The organism is Mesorhizobium sp. M0601, assembly GCF_040320845.1.
Classification (GTDB): Bacteria; Pseudomonadota; Alphaproteobacteria; order Rhizobiales; family Rhizobiaceae; genus Mesorhizobium.
The window spans coordinates 20,347-39,823 of sequence record NZ_JAMYQK010000050.1 but is presented as its reverse complement, the minus strand read 5'-3'; the positions used below and the strand labels follow the sequence as shown (position 1 = coordinate 39,823).

Below are 19,477 nucleotides of genomic sequence, written 5' to 3'. Positions count from 1 at the left end.
TGTCGAGCGGCTGACCAGCCGAGGCTGGGCCTGGGAATTCCTCAGGCGCAATCCGGACTTCCAGAAGGATCTGGCGAACGCGCTGCGCGGTGCCGAACGCACGAACGCCCGGTCCGTGGATATTATCAGCCTGCCGTCGAACAGTGTTGATCTCTCGCGGTGGGGCCTTCTGTTTTGCAAGCTCGAAAGGAACTGATGCGAGCGTCTTCTGGTGCCCCTGGCAATGTCCGCATGTTTTGCCGGTTGCTGCCGAAAGAGCGGCGCGGCCGCGCGGGGTCGACGTGCTCGATCTCGCCGCGCTCTCCTGCCGCATCTCCATACTCGTCACGCGGGATGGGCATCAGCACGTCCTTGTCGAGGACAATGGCAGGAGCTTCCAGTTGGCTGCTTCGGGCGTCAGCACCCTCGAACCTGTGCGATTGACATCCTCCGCCCTCTGGTCGCCAGAGGAACTGAAGCTACGCCTGAACGCGCTGGAATGTCTGAGCAGCCTCCGTTCGACCGGCAGGCTGCAACCGAGATTCTTTCCGGCCGAGCCCCGTCGCTCGCGGTTGCACTGGGTCTTGCGTGCGCTCGACGGCTCCATCGCCGGCGCGCCGCACCGCGAGATCGCTATCGCTTTGTTCGGCAAAACCCGCGTCGAACGCGACTGGGCCGATCCCGGAGACCATCTTCGTGATGGCGTGCGCCGTGCCGTCAGACGCGGGCGCTCGCTCATGAACGGCGGGTACAGGCGGTTTCTTCTATAGCAAGCGCCGCCTTTTGGTTTCTTCTGGCAAGAACAGCTCTTTGTACCCCGAGGTCACCAGCCAGTGCGCTCGCGCGAGATGGCTGCGAACCGCCTTTCGAGCGCGAGCTGGCTCCTGAGCTGGATCGATGCCCAATATCGCCTGCGCCATCTCTTCTTCGCCGGCTTTGTCGGCGCACGCGTCTATCAGTCTCAGATAGATCCTGAAGTGCTCATTGTCATAAGCGGTCAGGCTCTCCGCCCAGGGGACCTCGTCGGCAACAGCAGGTTGGAGCAATCTGTCTTCCATCTCATATCTCGCTATGAATTATCCCGCGTCCGCCTTCGACTGGACAATATCCTAAAATGGGATAATCCGAAACTGGGATTAGTCGGTGAGCCAGTTCTTCCTGGCCGGTTTGTCTGATGCCGAAATCCCTTCGATCAGCTCGCCAGCGCCGGCTGCTAAAACGGCTGATTGCGGCGCGCAAAACCAAAGGGGTCACCCAGACCCAGGTTGCTGATATGCTGGGCCGCCCACAATCCTTCGTGGCCAAGTACGAGGGTGGTGAACGTCGGCTGGACGTAATTGAGTTTCTCGACGTTACCGAGGCTCTCGATATCAATCCTTGCGAGCTTCTGGCACAAATGCGTCGGTATCGTGACCTGTAGATGGCGTTGCGCTTGGATTGCTCAACAAAAGCCCTCAACAGGGGCCTCGTCCGCGATCGGCGCATTCGGTTCAGAGTGTAGCCGGCATTCCTGCTGGTTGACCTGTGCGACAGGCTGATCCGCAATCGCACGCCACTCGCCAATGCGATCCGCAACTATCCGACAGAATATGGGCTGATCGCCGCCAAAGAATGTGCAGATCGAACCGCTGCTCGAGCGTATCTGAGCAGATGGGACGCTGCCGGATTGGCGGCGGGAGCTGTTCGCGCTTATGATCAAGAAATATGCGCAGTTGCAAACACACCTGAAAGATGTCGACGCCACATTGATAGCTTAACATCGGGCCAAGGAGTGCAGACAGCGCCTGGCGCCACTCCCGGTGTCGGCCCCAGTGGGGCAGGAGCGATATGCCGTACCCGCCGTAGGCGGTGAGGTGAACCGGGGCATCCCTGTTCCCGTTCGCCGGACCGACCTGCGTGTAGGGGATCATCTCCCCACCGGTCGAGACTGCCTCGTGGCGCGTGACCACCAGCCCGGATGCGTCGAAATTCTCCGGGTTGCGCTTCAGGATTACTGGAGCGCCGAGAGGCGCCGCGGCATTGAGGTCTAATAGGAGAAGCTTCCGCGGCTTGATCGGGTCCTGAGCCGAAACGAGGACCTCTCCGTTGGTCTCGTGATGTTCCGCATCGAGCGACCGAAGGTGAACAGTCCCTTCGGCGGGCACGGTGTCCAGCACTCGGCGCGTCCATTCCTGGCGGTCGGGGGTGAACATGTCGAAACGCGGAACGAGGTAGAAGATAATGAGCTTCCCGTTATTCCAGAAGAATGACTGCAGGGAGCGCCTGTCGCCTGGTTCAAAGAGGGTGGCAAAACTGCGCTCGCCGGCGATGAAGGAGGAAAGCGAGATACCGATCAGCGCGTCCGCGGGGTGGGGCACCAACCGGGAAATCGTTCAGAACAACGGATCAGAGCGCTGGGTCTCATGCCCGACATCGTGGATGATCTGACAATGAGAGTAACTGTAGGGCCTCCAAGACGCCAGATGGCGCACAACCACCGGATTATATGGCGCCGATTTCCGCGGACCAGTCGAGCTGCCAACTCGAGGAATGACTCGAGTTCAAGTTGTGGGGAGCCGGCCGTTGATCCGCGACGAAGACTTTGAACCGAAGCCCCGCAAAAACGCGCGTCACCCCCGGCCGGAAATACCTCGATCGCTGCCGTCAGCCAATCTTGCTCGTGGTTGGGAAAGTCGCGGCAAGGGAACCTTCCATGGCACCGGTATCGGGCGCGGTGTCGGCGTCTGCAGTGAGCTTGCGTCGCGTGACCGCTTCGCCGCCCTCCAGCCGCGCCTCGTCATCAAGTCCCGTGTCGTCAAGCTGGATGGAAAGGGACTTCAGTCGGCGCGCGCTGATCTGCGCTATATCCAGCGCGCTGGCATTCGATAGCAAGCCCTTGGGAACTCTATGATCCGGAGGATGGCACGACCAGCGACCGTCATCAGTTCAGCTTCATCTTTTCGGCCGAGGTACGGTGACCGATACCAGGATCTGTATCGTCCGACATCGTCGAAAATCCGACACCGAGTCTACCCGTGACCGCCTGTCGGTTCCTGTGCGAACTCGGTGTGTGCCGCGGAAAACTCAACTCACCGCGAACTGGTCGACTTGCATCCGAGGAATGACTCGATTTCAAGGTGTGGGCCGACCTTTGATGTGCGCCGACGACTTTGAACCGAAGCCCCTGAAACATGCGCGCCACCAGCAGCCGCAGATACTTGGAACGGGCGCTGCCGTCAGTCAATCTCGCTCGTAAGAGGGCGGTGAGAAAGTCGCGGCACAAGCAACCTTCCATGCATCTGGATTTGGCCCGGCGCTATCGGTCAGGTTCAACTCGTGCGTGCCTATGAAACAGAGTTTTAAACCCCATAGTTTTGGCGTTTGCCAAATACAATTGACCCGCGAGATATAGATGATCAGCATCGCCGCCTCAATGCGGTTTCAACCCTTCAACGACTTCTCAAAGTTGGCGCCGTACCCATTATCAACGAGAACGACACGACCGCAACGGCGGTCGCACGCAGTCGGACATGCCGGCGGCGGCCGTTTGTTTCTCCTCAACTCGCAGAGATCTGTCCCGATGGTTGAAATGACTTGAGCCAGACGTGACGATGATCACCTGCTGCCCGCGTGCGAAAAATCGGACGACATCCTCTATTAGTGTCTCGAGCCAAGAACCGCGTATTTCTCCGGTTTCTGGATCGCCGATCAGTGCTGAGCCAATCTTCACTATCAGCCGGCGAGCCGAAACCAATCGGATCGAGCTTGTTGGTGCTGCTGCTGAGTGTTGCTGCTGAGTGTTGCTGCACTGGAAGTGAAGACACGTCTCTCCAATCTCACCTGTCCTGAGCGTCACGGCCTTCGAGGGTATAAGGGCGCACGAGGCGCCCTTGATTTCAGATCGGCTGTCAGCAAGCCGCGTCGCCTTGGTATCAGAAACGGTAGGTGACGCCTGCGCCTATCAACCACGGATCGAGCGCAGCCTTCCCCGTCAGCTTCGCGCCGGCCACCGTGACATCGAAGTCTGGCTTCAGGAAAAGCTTCTTCACGTCGAAGTTGACGCCCCAGTGCTGATCCACCATATAGTCGAACCCGACCTGCAGCGCGGTGCCGAACGTGTTCTTAACCTTGAGAGCATCGGCGCTGCCGGCATCCTGGTTATAGAAGATCGTGTAGTTTACGCCGGCGCCGACATAAGGCTTGAAAGCCCCGAAATTGGTAAAATGATATTGCAATGTGAGCGTAGGCGGCAGCAGCCAAACCTTGCCGATCTTGCCCAGCCCGCCGATCGTCCCTTGGCTGCCGATGTTGGCATAGGTGGTGCCGAGTATGAGCTCGGCGGCGATGTTGTCCGTGAAGAAATAGGAGATATCGAGTTCCGGGATCACGGTGTCCGAATAGGAAAGACCGGAGCCCGACACTGCATTGACGTAGCCCGAATCCTCGGTGATGATCCCCAACCCACGCAGGCGGAGTTGCCAAGGACTTGGCTCTTGCCTGACCGGGGTTCCTGCCTGCGGGACGCTCGCGGCTTGCGCAAGGTCCGCCGCGACGGCCTGCTGTCCCATCACGATGAGGACAACGGCCGCTGTTACTCCCCGCGCCGCGCGCATTTGATTTCTCGCCATGATATTCTCTCCTTGCTGTTTAGAAATGATGCACTGAATTACGAAAAGTCTTGCTCGAATTGCGGAGATTGGCGGAGCGCTCAGCGCAGTTTGAGTGGGACCGCGCACACATTATTCGCGCGCCGTGCTCGCAATCATCGACCTGTACCCACTGATTGAAACGTTGCTCTTTGTCTGGGTTCCGCCCACCTATCGAACGCCATCAGCTTGCCAGCCGATCGCACTGCGAAGGAAATTGGTGCCCAAGGCAATGAATGCGGCCCGCTCCCGATTGTTCTTGCCGTAGCCGTGCCCGCCCGCGCCGGGCTCATAGAAGTAAGCGGGATAGCCAAGAGCCTGCAGCTTTGCGGCCATCTTACGCGCGTGGCCCGGGTGGACGCGGTCGTCCCGCTTCGTGGTGGCGAGCAGGATCGGCGGATAGGGCTGTCCCGGCGTTGCGGCGTGATAGGCGGAGATTTCCTTTAGGAAAATCCATTCCTCCGGCTTGTCGGGATCGCCATATTCGTCAATCCAGCTCGCGCCCGCCAAAAGCTTGGTGTAGCGGCGCATGTCGACAAGCGGCATTTTGCAGAACAGCGCGCCGAAACGCTCAGGATAGCGGGTAAGCATGTTGGCGATCAGAAGGCCGCCATTTGAGCCGCCCTCGGCGGCAATCCGCCTCGGCAGCGTAATGCCCCTTCGCACGAGGTCGGCGGCAACGGCGGCGAAATCGTCATGGGCGAGACGCTTGCCCTCCCTGCGCCCGGCCTCGTGCCAACGGGTGCCGAACTCTCCGCCGCCCCGGATGTTCGCCACCACGCACGTGCCGCCGCGTTCCAGCCACAGCTTGCCGAGCGAGGAGTTGTAGTGGGGCAGGAGCGATATGCCGTACCCGCCGTAGGCGGTGAGGTGAACCGGGGCATCCCCGTTCCCGTTCGCCGGACCGACCTGCGTGTAGGGGATCATCTCCCCACCGGTCGAGACTGCCTCGTGGCGCGTGACCACCAGCCCGGATGCGTCGAAATTCTCCGGGTTGCGCTTCAGGATTACTGGAGCGCCGAGAGGCGCCGCGGCATTGAGGTCTAATAGGAGAAGCTTCCGCGGCTTGATCGGGTCCTGAGCCGAAACGAGGACGTCTCCGTTGGTCTCGTGATGTTCCGCATCGAGCGACCGAAGGTGAACAGTCCCTTCGGCGGGCACGGTGTCCAGCACTCGGCGCGTCCATTCCTGGCGATCGGGGGTGAACATGTCGAAACGCGGAACGAGGTAGACGAGGTAGGAGATAATGAGCTTCGTGTTATTCCAGAAGAATGACTGCAGGGAGCGCCTGTCGCCTGGTTCAAAGAGGGTGGCAAAACTGCGCTCGCCGGCGATGAAGGAGGAAAGCGAGATACCGATCAGCGCGTCCGCGGCATGGGTCGTCGGTCCCATTGTCCACGGCTTGCCCGGCTTTACCGCCAGCCAGTCGCCGAAGCCGCTCCACGAGGCGTCCTGAGGAAGGTCGATCCGCATCTTCGGCCCGCTCCTGTCGCCGATTCGGCCGATCTTCTCAAAGAAGGTCGCCTGCTCGATGAACCAAAGGCGCTCGCTCTCGGCGGTGCGGTCCAGATGGCAGGACACGCCGAGGGATTCGGGACCGGTCTCGAAGATTATCGGCGCGGTGAGCGGATCCGCGCCACGCTTCCACAGCCGCACGGTGCGCGCGTAGCCGGAGCGGGTGGCCATGCCATCACCAAACGCACTGGAAAGCAGAAGCGTGTCAGGGTTGAGCCAATTAACCCCGCCCTTGGCCTCGGCGAGGTTGAAACCGTCGGCGACGAAGCTAAGAGACTCCAGATCGAATTCGCGATGCACGACCGCCTCGCTGCCGCCGCGCGACAGGGCCAGAACGGCTCTTTCCCGTCTCTCCGGCTCAAGGGATGCGCCGCGCCAGATCCAGTCCTCTCCGTCGCTAGCGGCGAGGGCGTCCAGATCGAGCAGTAGCTCCCAATGGGGATCCTTCTTCATGTAGGCGGCAAGGGTGGTCCGGCGCCACAGTCCGCGCGGATTTCCGGCATCTTGCCTGAAATTGTAGAGGTACGGGCCGCGGCGGGTGATCAAGGGAATATTGTCAGGACGGTCTAAGATCGCTTTCAGGGCGTCGTGGTCGCGATCGAACTGTGTTCCACCAAAGTGCAGCAGGAGCCTGGCCGCCTGGGTGGCGGCCCAAGCAAGTGTCCGTTCTCCTTCTACATCTTCGAGCCAAAGATAGGGATCATCGTCCGGGGCATTCAGCATTGGGCGGAATCGAATACGGTGATTTCCAGATAAGGTGAAGAATGATGTCGACTGGAAAACAGCCGCAACGTCCTGTAGGCTCGGAAAGGCCCGGTTTTCGCGGCTGCGACCGCATGTTCGGCGAGCTTGATCATGCCATGATTTCTCCTCAGTCCTTGCCGCAGCGCGTTTGCGGATAGCCCTGCACGTGTCGTGCCAAACGAGAAAATCATTTCACAACAATGACATGGCTCTGATTGCGGTGTGTCTCATGTCCGACTTTGTCGAAGACCCGACAACGAGTGCAGCCGTGACAGCTCATAGAACCTCCTGTGCGAGCTCGGTGGGCACTGCGGATAAGCAGTGAAGCTCACCGCGAAACTGGCCGAGCTTCGGATCGACATCGGCGACGGGGCGATCGACGATCACTACGTCGCCGGTGTCGGGCGGGCACAGCCTGACGAGCTCCGCGGCGGCGATCATTGAATAACTGCGTTTACGATGGCTCCATCCTGGCCCACCGGTGGGCGCGCAAAAGACCGCTTTGCGGCCTCATCCCTCCGCCTGGATTGAGTCGCAGCGACCGAATGGCGCACGTGCTTTTGGAACCGGCAGAGTGGTCATAACGCAATTGTCTTCCGGCAATCTTTCCAGAGATTCGACAATCCAGTTGGTGAAGGTCCCATATCGCGCAATCATTGATGCGCTTAGGAATGGGCTTGCGCCCATCCGCAACCATCTGATCAAGAGCATCGATCCGACACCAACATAGAGAATTGCTTCCCCATGAGAGAGGCCTCGCGGCGGACATGAGATTGCGTCACTCTTCATGATCGCGGCCTCCGAGAATGTCGGGATCAAGCCCGTGCAACGGCACGATAGGAAGGATCTGGCAGCTCTTGCAACTGCCGACCTCGATGGGAGAAGCCATATCGCGATCTGTCCGGCAGAGACACCAGGTTCTGCACTGTCCGTTCATGAAGGTTTCGTGCTGGTCTCCATAAAGAAGTATTTTGGTGCAGAAGGTGCCCGGTTGGCTATTCGGAAAAGGCGACATCGACGTGCAAATCGGGCGCCGCCGGTAGGCGTCCGCTCAATGTCGGATTTCCGACAGGATCGCAAATCCGACAACCCATTGTTTAATAAGGGTTTCCTTCTCTGGCACGGCCTATGCATGGGATTCTGCGAACGCCATCAAAGAGAGGCCGTCCATGATCATGCGCACCGAAAATGCCGTCGCCGCAGTGAAAACCGCGCCCTCGCCTGCCATCAAGCCGCCGACAGGCCGGCGCGTCATGGCCGAGGCGGGCGATTGCACCGGCTTCAAACGCCTTAATGGGCCTGGAAAGCGTCTCGCGTAACGGCGACGCGGGCATCCAGAGGAGCGGAAAGGACATACGTCCTTGCCCCAGGTCGCCGGCATGAGCCGTCGATTGTCACCGCGCTGGAATGCTCGGGTCTATATTCGACGACCCGAACGCGCTGGACAAATTCTCGCAAACGCGGTCGGGACCGGCGCTCGAAAAGATCCGCGAGGGGCTCAATGGGCTATGGCCGATATTCGCCGCGAACAAGCCGGCTAGTGGGAAGACTCTATAGGGAGGAAGCAGTGGAGTTATCTTGCGTTGGGGTCGGTGCTGGGCCGTCTAATTTGAGCCTTGCGTGTCAGATACACGAGCAAGTTGGGCAAGGGGCACTGTTCCTGGATCGGCAGGTCGACTTCCGCTGGCATCCAGGCATCGCATTCGATTCCTCGGAGCTCCAGGTCAGCCACTTCAAGGATCTGGTCACGCTGGTGGATCCGCGATCAGCCTACACCTTCGTAAACTACCTGCACGAGCACGGGCGTTTGTACCACTTTCTGAACGCACAGTTCGAGGCTGTGTTCAGAGCTGAGTTTGAGCAGTACCTGAACTGGGCCTTCCACAGGAACCCACTTGTCCGTGGCGGCGAGACCGTGCACGAAATCCGCTTTGACGGCGAGTTTCGGGTGCGGACGGATAACGCGGTTCTCGGCGCCAGAAACGTCGTGGTTGGCATTGGCAAGCAGGCGCAAATCCCGCCTCAGTTTCAGGGCTGGACTGGACGCAACCTGTTCCACTCATCTGTTTTACTGCACATCCATCCTGAGGTGCGGAGAAAGCATGTCTGCGTGGTTGGCGGAGGCCAGTCGGGAGCCGAGGTGATGTTGCACCTTGTCGGCCTGCCGAAAGAACGGCGGCCTGCCTCGATCACTTGGGTCTCGCAGCGCGAAAACTATCTGCCTCTCGACAACAGCCCGTTCACAAACGAGTTGTTCATGCCCTGCTTTTCGGATCGTTTCGCGGCGATGAGCGCGTCGCAGCGTAAGCTGCTCCTGCGGCGTTTCGTGCTTGCCTCGGACGGCATTTCGGAAAGCACGTTGCGCTCGATCTATCAGGCGCTGTACCGCCACGCATTTGTCGAGCCAAACCGATGCGGCATCACACTGCGGCCGGGCTGCACCGTCTCGCACTGCATCAACGCCGGACCGGGTCACAGGCTGACCCTGCAGCACGGCATGGACGAGGTCGAAGAAGTCACGGCTGACATCGTCATCCTGGCCACCGGTTACGAGAACGCGGTGCCAGACTTCTTGGAACCCATCGCGCACCGGCTGGAGCAGATCGACAATGAATTAGCTATTCGCGAGGATTTTTCGGTGAGCTGGGACGGACCGCGTGACAGACGCATCTTCGTACAAAACGCGAGCCTCGGGCAGCGCGGCCTGGCCGATCCGAACCTAAGCCTGCTGGCCTGGCGCGCGCGCCGCATCCTCGATAGCCTTCTTGGGCGAGCGCCATGCGCGAACCCCGAGCATCCTGGCTTCATCAGCCATACCTCGATCGAGAGCTGGCCCGCCCCCGCAGCCGAAGAAATGGGCAGCGGGATATGACTCGTAGACTTTTGATCATCGGCGGTGGCATCCTAGGAATGATGTCCGCCTCCGCTGCGGCGAAGGCCGGAGGCTTCTCCGAAATCATCGTGACCGAACAAGCCCTTGGACCAAGCGGCGCATCGCATTATTCTGGGGGCGTGCATTTCCGCTACGGTTGTCAAGACCGTACCAGGTCGCTCACTCGAAAGAGCGCCGTGGTCTTGGCGGCCATGGCTGGGTCGGCGGTCAGCGGATGGTGCCGGCCTTTAGCGATGCGTGTCGTGGCTGGACCGGGTGCAGCGATTGATCCGGCCCAGTTTACGGAACCCCTGGACCCGGCTGAGCCTGACATAGGCAGTCTCGCGCCGAGCTTCTGCGGACAATATCCGCCGGAGCGGAACGCACTTAGCATCGCCGTCCCACATGACGTGAGTCCGTCTCCGTGGACCCGCAACTTGACCAGCGCCCGACTGCCCTAATTGGGATGTCCGACCAACCAGTCTTTCCAACAGGAGGCTTTTCGCATGTTGACTGATGCACAAAGAGAAAAGTGGCAGAAAGACGGATACGTCAGGCTCGAAAGGTTCTTCGCTCCAGCGGCTCAGGAAAATATCTCTACTTTTGTCGAAGATATGTCACGCTGGGATGTCAGCGATGATAAATGGCTCATGTGGTTCGAGAAGACGACGGACAATCGAAAGATCATCTCCAAGATCGAGAATTTTCTCGACTTCCATGATCCATTGCGTCGTTTGCTCTTAGAAGATCAGCGCATAAAGTCAGCGGTCGAGGATTTGCTTGGCGAAGATTCGCGCAGGCTCAAGGAGTTGCTGATTTTCCACTACCCCGACAGCGGCGGCTATCTCCCGCATCAGGACATTTATCACATTCCACACAAACTCCCCGACCGGATTGTCCATGCCGTGGTTGCCATAGGCATCGACGACTCCGACCCGGAAAACGGCGGGCTTTTCTTCAGCCCCGGCAACCACAAGAAGGGGGTGTTTCCCATGGATGCCGGTGGGGTGATCGATCCTCAAGTCGCCGAAATGTTCTCCTGGGAACCCGTAGTATGGAAGGCTGGCGACATCTTCATCTTCGACGATTACGCACCGCACTACTCACGACCGAACAAAAGCAATCGTTCGCGGCGGACACTCTACTTGGTGTTCCAGCGTGCTTCAACCGGTGGACCGACCCGCGCTGAATATAACGTGCTTAAGCGCGCCCTTAACCCGCCCGAGGGCAAAGTGGCCGATCTCGACAAACTCAAACCCCCAAATGGCATTTTCTATCGCGATTGAGCTCACGCAGCCAGGCGGAGGCATGCACACGAAACTGATCGACCGCTCAAAAATGCGCGGAGAGTATGGCGTTCTGATTTGCGGGCTCGCGGAGCATCGACCGCAGCCCGTTACGACACTTCGGCACGTGGATTGTGGAGGTGGTCGCAGGGCGGTCTTCTATGACGCCTACAGCCCGACTGGCGCCCCCCTCGTCGCCCGCCTGGCGGCCCAGAGCCGCATTATTCTGTCCGGGGCCGCCAACGGGTTGGCCTGCCGCTTCTCTGCGCAACTTGCACAAGGGGCTGTTGCGTTGGCATCGGGAGATGCCACTGTTTCAACTGCTTAGGTTTGTCATGCGGAAATCTACGCTTTCTCGAACGACGCTGTCCCGGGCGTTCGGTATCAACATGGCCACGCTTGGAACGGGAAGCGCCGGCACGGGGTTTTCGTTCGGTAGGGTGGCACCGGGCGTTACATCCGATCCCCATCGGCACGACGAAATCGAGGCCTTCGTGATCCTGTCAGGATCGGGCAAGGTCAGGACCGACCTGGGGGAAATCTCGGTCGAGGCGGGCGATGTCGTTCTGTTCCACCCTTTTGAAGCGCATGTGCTGCGCAACGATGGGAACGAAGACCTAAATTTCGTCGATGTCTACTGGCGAGACGGCGAGGCCGCCCTTGATGCCGCTGCAAAGGCCACGGCTCCACGCGGGCCGATCTTCGTCTTCTCCACGCCACCGACGCCTAATGGCGATCTGCATCTAGGGCATCTTTCTGGCCCTTATTTTGGCGCTGATGTCTACACGCGTTTCCTGCGCATGAAAGGGGTCGAGGCCTACCACCTGACCGGAAGCGACGATTACCAGAGTTACGTCGCCACTCGTGCCGATGCCGATCAATCGACGCCCGCAGAGGTAGCGCGCCACTACGCGGACGAGATTCGCGCCACGCTTGCACTTCTTGACTGCGAGATCCACAGCTTCCTACACACGATGGGTGATGCCGCTTATTGCGAATTTCAAGCCGCGTGTTTCCGTAGTCTTCTGAGCAGCACGGCGGTAGATCTGCGCCAGAGCCCTGCGCTTTTCGATGCCGTGACAGGCCATTATCTTTACGAACCGGATGTTAGCGGCCTCTGCCCCGATTGCGGCGGCTCCGCCGGTGGCAACATCTGCGAGGAATGCGGCGCCCCAAACCTTTGCCACGACTTGGGTGCAGCCCGGTCACGGCAGTCTGCCGAGGCGCCGCTGGTCGGCTCCGTCCGCCGCCCGGAACTTGCCTTGGACCGATGCTACGACAATATCGACCGGCATCTAAGGGCGTCGGGCGTCCCGCTACGGATCTTGGATCTCTTCGCGCGCCTACGCCGACGCGGCAACTTTTCAGTGCCCATTACCCACCCCTCGGACTGGGGTCTGCCGGCCGAAGGGTTCCCGGGGCAAGTGATCTGGGTCTGGCCGGAAATGGCCTTCGGTTTTCTTTACAACATCCAGGCGCTCGGCCGCTTGCTGGGTCGCGACTGGAAGGCGGAGATGCCCGGCAACGACTGGCAGATTGTCCATTTCTTCGGCTTCGACAATTCGTTCTACCACGCGCTACTCTACCCCGCTCTTTACGCCGAGGTCTTCCCCCACTGGACGCCACGCATCCACTATCACGTCAACGAGTTCTACCTGCTCGACGGCAAGAAGTTCTCAACCAGCTGCCGCCATGCGGTCTGGGGCAAGGAGGTTCTGAGCCCAAAGACAGTCGACGTGGTGCGTCTTCATTTGGGCCTGACACGCCCGGAAGGTGAGCGGACGGATTTCACGCTGGACGCGCTGCGCCGCACCGAGAACGAGGTGTTCCAAGGGATTTGGCTGAACTGGCTTGATGCGTTGAACCAGGAAATCAAGCAGGATTTTGCCGGCCGTGTACCCGATGCAGGCGACTGGAGCCCGGTCGACCGCGCCTTCTTTGCTCGGATAGAGATCTATCGCGCGGCGATGGAGCGCGCCTATTCGGACGAAGGCTTCTCGGTCCGGCGCGCGGCCGCTCAGGTCTGCGATTTCGTGCGCGATTGCGTGATCTACCGTCGGGCGCAAGACTATGCGGCGGCGCGACGTTTCTATCCCGCCCGCAATCGGACTTCGCTAGCCCTTCAGACGACGGCCGCTGCGTTCCTGGCACCGACACTCGCTCCGCTGATGCCCCGATTCGCCAGAACGCTGGCGCGAGGCATCGATGGCGTCTCAACCGAAACATGGCCCCGGTCCGTCCAGCGCCTTGCGCCCGGGACGCGCTTTGATCTCGGACCCGTGTTGGTGTTCTACGCCAAATCCGGCAATCCTCATCTCGATGAGGAGGAAGCACTATGAGCCCAAAGCTGCACCAGTGAGCTATCCCAATCTCGACCAGATCTGCGCGGCAATCAAAGCCGATGATGCCAAATATCTTTACTCGCTGTCACTGGCGACCGAAGCCGCTATCAGACGGTAGAGACCAGATTGGCGGACCTGAACCAACGCATCGTCGACACCCTGGCCAGCCCTTCGAGGACCGCTCAGCCGATCGCTTCCCAGCCCTTGCTGTTTCGTGCCGCAAATGCCGTGTGGGCTCGACTGCGCTGACCAACCTCTTCGGCATCGCGGGATTTCCGTTCTCCAGCCGGTCAAGACTGTCATGCGGTTCGAGGCGCTTGGTCAACCTGGCGCGCCCTGGATCGTGCGCCGATCACCGGAAATGTCGAATGCGAATGCCTGCCTGATGGTATCTTCGATTCTGTCCGAGCCTGTACTGGCGCGGCAGTCGGCCGAAGAACAACTGAGCTACTGACAATCGGAAGGTAGCAGGTTCAAAATTCTGCCCCAGAAACCGGATATTGCGCACAACCAGCGTTCACGATCGCGATGGTGCACAAGCTTCCAACCAGACCCGCGCAAAGACAGCCCGTCGCCTGAAGATAGTCGGCGAGGGCCGCCAAATCCCCGCAAGCGTATCCTCCATCACATGCACGCCGCGTCCGCCGACAATGCAGACGCTTGTCTCGTCGAGAGATAAGTCCAGCCAGGGTGCTCCTTCAGGATTGCGTGTTTGCTCGGGTACGGAGCCGCCCCTCAGTTCCAATCGAGGAGCGATCCTACAATTCACAAATTTGGAGGTCGCTCGCTAGGTTACCCGGTCTGTGAATCCTGCAAGCCGAAAATTCAGATGCCGCCCATGCACAGATATTTCATTTCGAGGTAGTCCTCGAGGCCATGGCGGGATCCCTCCCGCCCGATGCCGGACTGTTTTATCCCACCGAACGGCGCCGCTTCTGAAGACATCCGGCCGGTATTTACCCCGACCATTCCATATTCCAAGGCCTCGGCCACACGCCAGACACGCTTCAGGTTGGAGGCATAAAAGTAGGCCGCGAGGCCGTAAATCGTGTCGTTGGCCTCACGCACGACCTGATCCGCATCTTTGAAGCGAATAATCGGTGCCAGCGGCCCGAATGTCTCTTCTTGCGCGACGGTCATCTCGCTGGAGACACCGGTCAGGACTGTCGGTTGGAAAAACGTGCCATTCGTGCCGATACGTTTGCCCCCGCATTGAATTGCGCCGCCTTTGGCGACGGCATCGGCAATATGGGATTGGATCTTGGCCAAAGCGTGCTTGTCGATGAGCGGTCCGATGTCCACTCCGGGAGCGAAACCGTCACCAACTTGAAGTTGGCGAGCCCGTTGCACGAATTTCTCGACGAACTCGTCGTGAACGCCCGACTGGACGTAAAGGCGGTTCGCCGAAACGCAGGTCTGGCCGGCATTGCGGAACTTCGCCTGGATCGCACCGTCAACCGCGGCATCGATATCGGCATCATCGAAGACGATGAAAGGTGCATTGCCGCCGAGCTCAAGGCTGACTTTTTTGATCTGGTCCGAGCACTGGCGCATGAGAAGGCGCCCGATCTCAGTCGACCCGGTGAAGCTGATCTTGCGGACCTTGGGATTGGTACAAAGTTCGCGGCCGACCGCGTCACCTTCGGACGCATAGATCAGGTTAACGACGCCTTCGGGAAAGCCAGCCTGTTGGGCGAGGGCGAACATTGCTCCCGCCACGAGCGGCGTCTGTTCAGCGGGCTTGAGGACGATCGTGCAGCCCGCCGCCAAGGCTGGCGAGATTTTGCGCGCCACCATCGAGGCCGGGAAATTCCATGGCGTTATCGTGCCAACAACTCCGATGGGCTGCTTGATTACCAGCATTCGGCGGTCCATCGATGGTGCGGAGATCGTCTCGCCATAGACGCGATTGGCCTCCTCGGCGTACCATTGCAGATACGCCGCAGCATGCGATATCTCCGACTTGGCTTCGGCAAGCGGCTTGCCCATCTCCGCGGTGAGAATCGCGGCGAGATCGTCGGCGTGATCGATGATCAACTGATGCCATCGCCATAGAACGTCGCTGCGCTCACGTGCGGTCAACCCTGCCCATCGAGGCTGCGCGACATAGGCCTTGTCGATCGCAGCGCATGTCTCCTCGACACCCATGTCGGGTAGTTCAGCCAGCACTTCGCCAGTCGACGGGTTGAGGACGTCGAATGTCCGCTCGCTAATCCGCGTGCCAAGTGCCGGCAGGCGATCAATGGGTCCAAACAGGTCGGGGGATGTCAGGTGACGGATCATCGGCAGGCACAGGGGCAATACCGGATTCCTCCTCAACGCAGCAGGTATATATAGCAGGTGCGGTGTGTACTCCGCGACGTCCGGGTTCCTTATAGGGCCTCGGCCAGACAGCTGGTAGACCACGGTACCCAACTGGAAGGGGGAGAATACCTGAATACGCTAGAAGATGCCTCGCGGTTCTACTAGTCGAACGATTGAACAACGGACGTCGGCTTCGCCAGCCGCGCCGAGTGGATGCTGGTGGCCTGCGCCTACAATCTGCGGACCACGAATCGGCGACTCTATCGACTCGAAGAGAGGCTGACCTGAGGAGGAGCGCACCCCAATAATGACGCCTGAACCGGCAAATGCCTGGCAAGGCCCCGAAAACCGATCCTCGCGGCTTTAAACAGATCCCGTTTACCGGGCGAGCGCCCGCAAGATGAGAAAGAGGATGGAGAGGAACAGGGTGGCGAAGGCGCGCCGAGGGAAGACCGGCCGGCGCATTTGCATGGGGATGGAGCTCATGATCAATTCCCCGCCTGTTGCTGCGGCAAAAGATAGCCTGTCGTCGAATGGTCGAGCACCAGATAACGGGCGGCGACCGCCTTGACCTCGTCGGTGGTGACCTTGCGGACTCGGTCCGGCCTCTCGATCACGTCCTTCACATTGCCACCGGTGGTGAGCGTCTTGCCATAAATGTTGGCGATGTGGTCCAGCTCGTCGTGCGCAAAAATCACCGAGCGGATATAGCGGTCTTTGGCCTTGTCCAGCTCGTCGCTGGTGACGCCATCCTTGGCGATCCGGGCGACTTCGGCAACGGCCGCCGCTTCGAGATCGACGAGCTTTGCATCGCCGCGCGGCGAGCCGGAGATGGTGAAATTGGTGTCGTCTAGCATGGTGCCTTGGAAGGAGGCGCCGGCCGCCGAGGCTATGCCTTGCTTGACGACAAGCTCCTGATATAGCCGGCTGCGGTTACCGCCGCCGAGGATCTCGGCCAGCAGGTCGAGCGCCTCGGCCTCGCCGGGCTCTGCCGTATGATAGGACGGCACCACCCATTGAGTGGAAAAGCTCGGCACCGAAACGCGCGCATCGGTCAGCGTCACTGTGCGCCTGGTGTTCTGCTCCGGCTCGTCCGGGCGGTTGCGCGGGGGCAGGTCCGGCCCGCGCACAACCTTGCCATAGGTCTTCTCGGCCAGCGCCTTGACCGTCTCAGGCTCTACGTCGCCGGCTACCACCAGCACGGCGTTATTCGGTCGGTAGTATTTGTTGTAGATGGTGAATGCGTCGGTGCCGTTCAGCTTCTCCATCTCCTCCATCCAGCCGATGACCGGAATGCGGTAGGGTTGGTTCTGCCGCAACGTCGCGTTGACCTCCTCGTCCAGCAGAGCATGCGGGTTCGTCTCTCTGCGCCAACGGCGCTCCTCCAGGATCACGTCGCGCTCGGTCTTGATATCATCGTCGTTGAGGATGAGGTTGAACATGCGATCGGCCTCGAAGCCCATCATCTCACCCAGCGCCGAGGGCGCCACCGTCTCGAGGAAGGTGGTGTAGTCATAGGCCGTGAAGGCGTTCTTGTAGCCGCCGATGGCTGAGACGGCTCGGTCCAACTCGCCGGCGGCGTGGTTGGTCGTCGCCTTGAACATCAGATGCTTGAGGAAATGGGCAAGGCCGGATTTGCCGGGTGGCTCGTCGGCGCTGCCGATTTTGTACCAGACCATATGAGTGACGATCGGCGCGCGGTGATCGGGGATTACGACCACTTCCATGCCGTTGTCGAGCAGGAAATCCGTCACCTTGCCGCCGTCGGTGGCGGCCAGAGCCGGAGCGGTCGTCACCAGGGCCAGCGCGGTGGCAATGAACGCCCTGCACAGCCAGGGGGACGATCGATGGCTGCGGTTGTGGTGGCTGGTCGAAAGGCAAGGTTCGAGGCAAAGAGATTTGTTCCTCATTTTGATGAAGGCGCTGCGTCCCCGTCTCCCCGCGTGGGAGGATCGGCGGGCAGCGCCGAGCCAGATGAATAAGCTCTTCATGGGACCAAGCCTTACTCGAGCCTCTTCTTTGGATGGACCCAGGAGACCTGCGGCGGTATTTCTTGGTGAGGTGATCATGGGACGGATTCTCCTTGGTCCGCGACGCCTTGCGGATGACCAAGCATGCACCGTGCCAGATCAGAAAACCGTTCGAGGCATGTGGACAGGGCTCTACCATGTTGCGCATCCGACATTGTCGGACATCGGACAGGGCCGAACGCGACGCGCGCGCGGCTGAGAATATCTTCTTCGTTCGGAAGACGATCGGGCGCGCTGCCGGGGAGGGGTACAGGATGCGCTTCGAATGGCCGCTGCACTGACGGTGAGAATGAAGATGTTGGTCACCCCAGCGGAACCCTGTCCTCGACAGCCAGACCGGGTCGATGCTGAAGGGCAGAGGCGTGAGCAGCCCAGCCAACTCGAGCGCGGAGCCTGCTCGTGCGCTAGGACGGATCTGATCCAAAAATCGGCGAGTTGGGCGATATACGCGAGGCGCGGGAAAACGAAGACCGTAGGACTCGGAGGGGAAAAAACGATGCGGTTGCGCGATTCTGGCGTAATGCGCCTGCCGCGAGGCCGTTGAGCCTGATGAGTGGCCGCGGGAAAGGGGAGTGTTTGCGCGGGACCTTGGTCAAACGTAAGAAACAACCGTCGAGCTCGCCGTGGATGGGGGCATGCAGGCACGTTTGTCGCTGGAGGACAGCAGCACGGAAGCTGTCCGCGCTTGCCGTCGTGGCTGGGTACCAAACAGGAGAATTTGGCGGTCGCGATCGAATTCATCTGCGTAAATACCGCCTGGCTGTGCTCGGTTTGCCGGCGAACAGATTTTGCCTTCTTTGCGGCTGCAAACGCATCGCTGGCGGCGTGGTCCCTTAGGTCAAGAGCATCGGGTGAGTAACAGCCTGATCCTGCTCAATCTGATACGCGTCAACCGCCTCGCCGGATTGTGGAATCCGCTCGCGGGGAGCTTCTACCACAAACAGCAAGGTCATGAAATCAAGTAGGTCGATCGCTTGGGCGATTGTTTCTGACTTGCCCTTGAATGGTCCAGCAAAACGCGCGCGTTATCGATCGCTTCCACGCTGGTGGCATCGATCAACCCCTCGACCCTCTTGAAACAATCCAATTCGAAACTCCTTCAAGCGCTTGCCAAGCCGTTATGCACGAAGGTAGCTCCGTGAACTACCCGGCCTTTGACCTGGCGGCACGAGCAGCGGTCGGCCTTACGTCCCGTGCCTCCAAGCACCCGCCATAGACGTGGCGCTGAGGAGCGTTGGAAGGATCGGGCGCTTCCGGCCATGCTCTAGCGGTAGTGTAGGACAGTGCTTGCTGGCGACTACGGCCAAAATGGAGTGCGCCAGCTGATCGGGGCTTAACAATTTTTCGCTTTTTGCTGCGCCCAAGTCTCGGCTATGAGTCGGGCAGGCCTAATGGCCTGCCCACGTTGCAATTGTTAAGGAGGAACACGTATATGCCTACTGGAACGGTAAAGTGGTTCAACAGCACCAAGGGGTTTGGATTTATCCAGCCCGACAATGGCGGTCCGGATGTTTTCGTCCACATTTCCGCTGTCGAACGCGCGGGCCTCTCGACCCTCGCTGACGGCCAGAAGATCAAGTATGAGATTGAACAGGACCGCCGCACTGGCAAATCCTCCGCTGGCAGTCTCAGCAAAGCTGGTTGAAATTTTCTCCTGCGTCCTGGCAAGAGTGGGCGCGTAGGTCCGGAGGTCCTCACGGCCGCTCGATAGGAGCGAGCAAAAACTGAGGGCAGCAGATTGCTGCAGGCGTCGCGAATTCCTCATGAAATAAAAAAGGAG

18 protein-coding genes are annotated in these 19,477 nt (G+C 59.9%); 10 read left to right on the top strand and 8 right to left on the bottom strand.

Annotation, left to right across the window (positions count from 1 at the left end):
* The coding region (locus NKI41_RS29385; protein ID WP_352686215.1) for a transcriptional regulator domain-containing protein at positions 1-196 on the top strand (196 nt) is incomplete at its 5' end.
* Between the two features lie 85 nt (positions 197-281).
* Positions 282-749: a DNA -binding domain-containing protein gene (locus NKI41_RS29380; protein WP_352686212.1), complete on the top strand. Its 468-nt coding sequence runs from the start codon at positions 282-284 to the stop codon at positions 747-749.
* Here NKI41_RS29380 and NKI41_RS29375 read toward each other — a convergent pair.
* Positions 744-1,037 (bottom strand): DNA -binding domain-containing protein, encoded by a 294-nt coding sequence (locus NKI41_RS29375; RefSeq protein ID WP_352686210.1) that lies wholly within the window; start codon positions 1,035-1,037, stop codon positions 744-746. The two genes, NKI41_RS29380 and NKI41_RS29375, sit on opposite strands and share 6 nt — an antisense overlap.
* 116 nt (positions 1,038-1,153) lie before the next feature.
* On the opposite strand from NKI41_RS29375, the gene NKI41_RS29370 reads away from it, so the two are divergent.
* Positions 1,154-1,399, top strand: coding sequence for a helix-turn-helix domain-containing protein (locus NKI41_RS29370; RefSeq protein ID WP_352686208.1), 246 nt, complete (start codon positions 1,154-1,156; stop codon positions 1,397-1,399).
* Positions 1,400-1,469: 70 nt separating this feature from the next.
* Here the strand turns inward: NKI41_RS29370 and NKI41_RS29365 are convergent, their stop codons facing one another.
* The gene (locus NKI41_RS29365) at positions 1,470-2,339 is read right to left on the bottom strand and encodes a prolyl oligopeptidase family protein (protein ID WP_352686205.1); all 870 of its coding nucleotides are present in this window, start codon (positions 2,337-2,339) and stop codon (positions 1,470-1,472) included.
* 202 nt (positions 2,340-2,541) lie between these two features.
* On the opposite strand from NKI41_RS29365, the gene NKI41_RS29360 reads away from it, so the two are divergent.
* Positions 2,542-2,847, top strand: coding sequence for a hypothetical protein (locus NKI41_RS29360; RefSeq protein ID WP_352686203.1), 306 nt, complete (start codon positions 2,542-2,544; stop codon positions 2,845-2,847).
* A gap of 595 nt (positions 2,848-3,442) precedes the next feature.
* Here NKI41_RS29360 and NKI41_RS29350 read toward each other — a convergent pair.
* From NKI41_RS29350 to NKI41_RS29335, 4 genes are all read right to left on the bottom strand, one after another.
* On the bottom strand, positions 3,443-3,688 hold the full coding sequence (locus NKI41_RS29350) for an amino acid kinase family protein (protein ID WP_352686224.1): 246 nt from the start codon (positions 3,686-3,688) through the stop codon (positions 3,443-3,445).
* 202 nt (positions 3,689-3,890) lie between these two features.
* Positions 3,891-4,586 carry an OmpW/AlkL family protein gene (locus NKI41_RS29345; RefSeq protein WP_352686201.1) on the bottom strand — a complete coding sequence of 232 codons (696 nt, stop codon included), beginning with the start codon at positions 4,584-4,586 and terminating at the stop codon, positions 3,891-3,893.
* Positions 4,587-4,775: 189 nt separating this feature from the next.
* Positions 4,776-6,842 (bottom strand): prolyl oligopeptidase family serine peptidase, encoded by a 2,067-nt coding sequence (locus NKI41_RS29340; RefSeq protein ID WP_352686198.1) that lies wholly within the window; start codon positions 6,840-6,842, stop codon positions 4,776-4,778.
* Positions 6,836-6,976 carry a hypothetical protein gene (locus NKI41_RS29335; protein WP_352686196.1) on the bottom strand — a complete coding sequence of 47 codons (141 nt, stop codon included), beginning with the start codon at positions 6,974-6,976 and terminating at the stop codon, positions 6,836-6,838. Before NKI41_RS29335 ends, NKI41_RS29340 begins: the two co-directional genes overlap by 7 nt.
* 208 nt (positions 6,977-7,184) lie before the next feature.
* On the opposite strand from NKI41_RS29335, the gene NKI41_RS29330 reads away from it, so the two are divergent.
* From NKI41_RS29330 to NKI41_RS29310, 5 genes are all read left to right on the top strand, one after another.
* Positions 7,185-7,307, top strand: coding sequence for a hypothetical protein (locus tag NKI41_RS29330; RefSeq protein WP_352686195.1), 123 nt, complete (start codon positions 7,185-7,187; stop codon positions 7,305-7,307).
* Between the two features lie 725 nt (positions 7,308-8,032).
* Positions 8,033-8,182 (top strand): iron-sulfur cluster assembly accessory protein, encoded by a 150-nt coding sequence (locus NKI41_RS29325; RefSeq protein ID WP_352686192.1) that lies wholly within the window; start codon positions 8,033-8,035, stop codon positions 8,180-8,182.
* A gap of 221 nt (positions 8,183-8,403) precedes the next feature.
* Complete coding sequence (locus tag NKI41_RS29320) at positions 8,404-9,735, top strand: lysine N(6)-hydroxylase/L-ornithine N(5)-oxygenase family protein (protein ID WP_352686190.1); 1,332 nt, start codon at positions 8,404-8,406, stop codon at positions 9,733-9,735.
* A 506-nt stretch (positions 9,736-10,241) separates the two neighbouring features.
* Positions 10,242-11,021 (top strand): phytanoyl-CoA dioxygenase family protein, encoded by a 780-nt coding sequence (locus NKI41_RS29315; protein WP_352686188.1) that lies wholly within the window; start codon positions 10,242-10,244, stop codon positions 11,019-11,021.
* A 389-nt stretch (positions 11,022-11,410) separates the two neighbouring features.
* Entirely contained in the window at positions 11,411-13,360 is a 1,950-nt protein-coding gene (locus NKI41_RS29310; protein ID WP_352686186.1) for a class I tRNA ligase family protein, read from the top strand.
* A gap of 828 nt (positions 13,361-14,188) precedes the next feature.
* On the opposite strand, the gene NKI41_RS29305 is transcribed toward NKI41_RS29310, so the two are convergent.
* Complete coding sequence (locus NKI41_RS29305; protein ID WP_352686184.1) at positions 14,189-15,646, bottom strand: NAD-dependent succinate-semialdehyde dehydrogenase; 1,458 nt, start codon at positions 15,644-15,646, stop codon at positions 14,189-14,191.
* Between the two features lie 509 nt (positions 15,647-16,155).
* Positions 16,156-17,577: a M16 family metallopeptidase gene (locus NKI41_RS29300; protein WP_352686182.1), complete on the bottom strand. Its 1,422-nt coding sequence runs from the start codon at positions 17,575-17,577 to the stop codon at positions 16,156-16,158.
* A 1,552-nt stretch (positions 17,578-19,129) separates the two neighbouring features.
* On the opposite strand from NKI41_RS29300, the gene NKI41_RS29295 reads away from it, so the two are divergent.
* Complete coding sequence (locus tag NKI41_RS29295) at positions 19,130-19,342, top strand: cold-shock protein (protein WP_352686180.1); 213 nt, start codon at positions 19,130-19,132, stop codon at positions 19,340-19,342.
* The last annotated feature ends 135 nt before the right edge of the window (positions 19,343-19,477 follow it).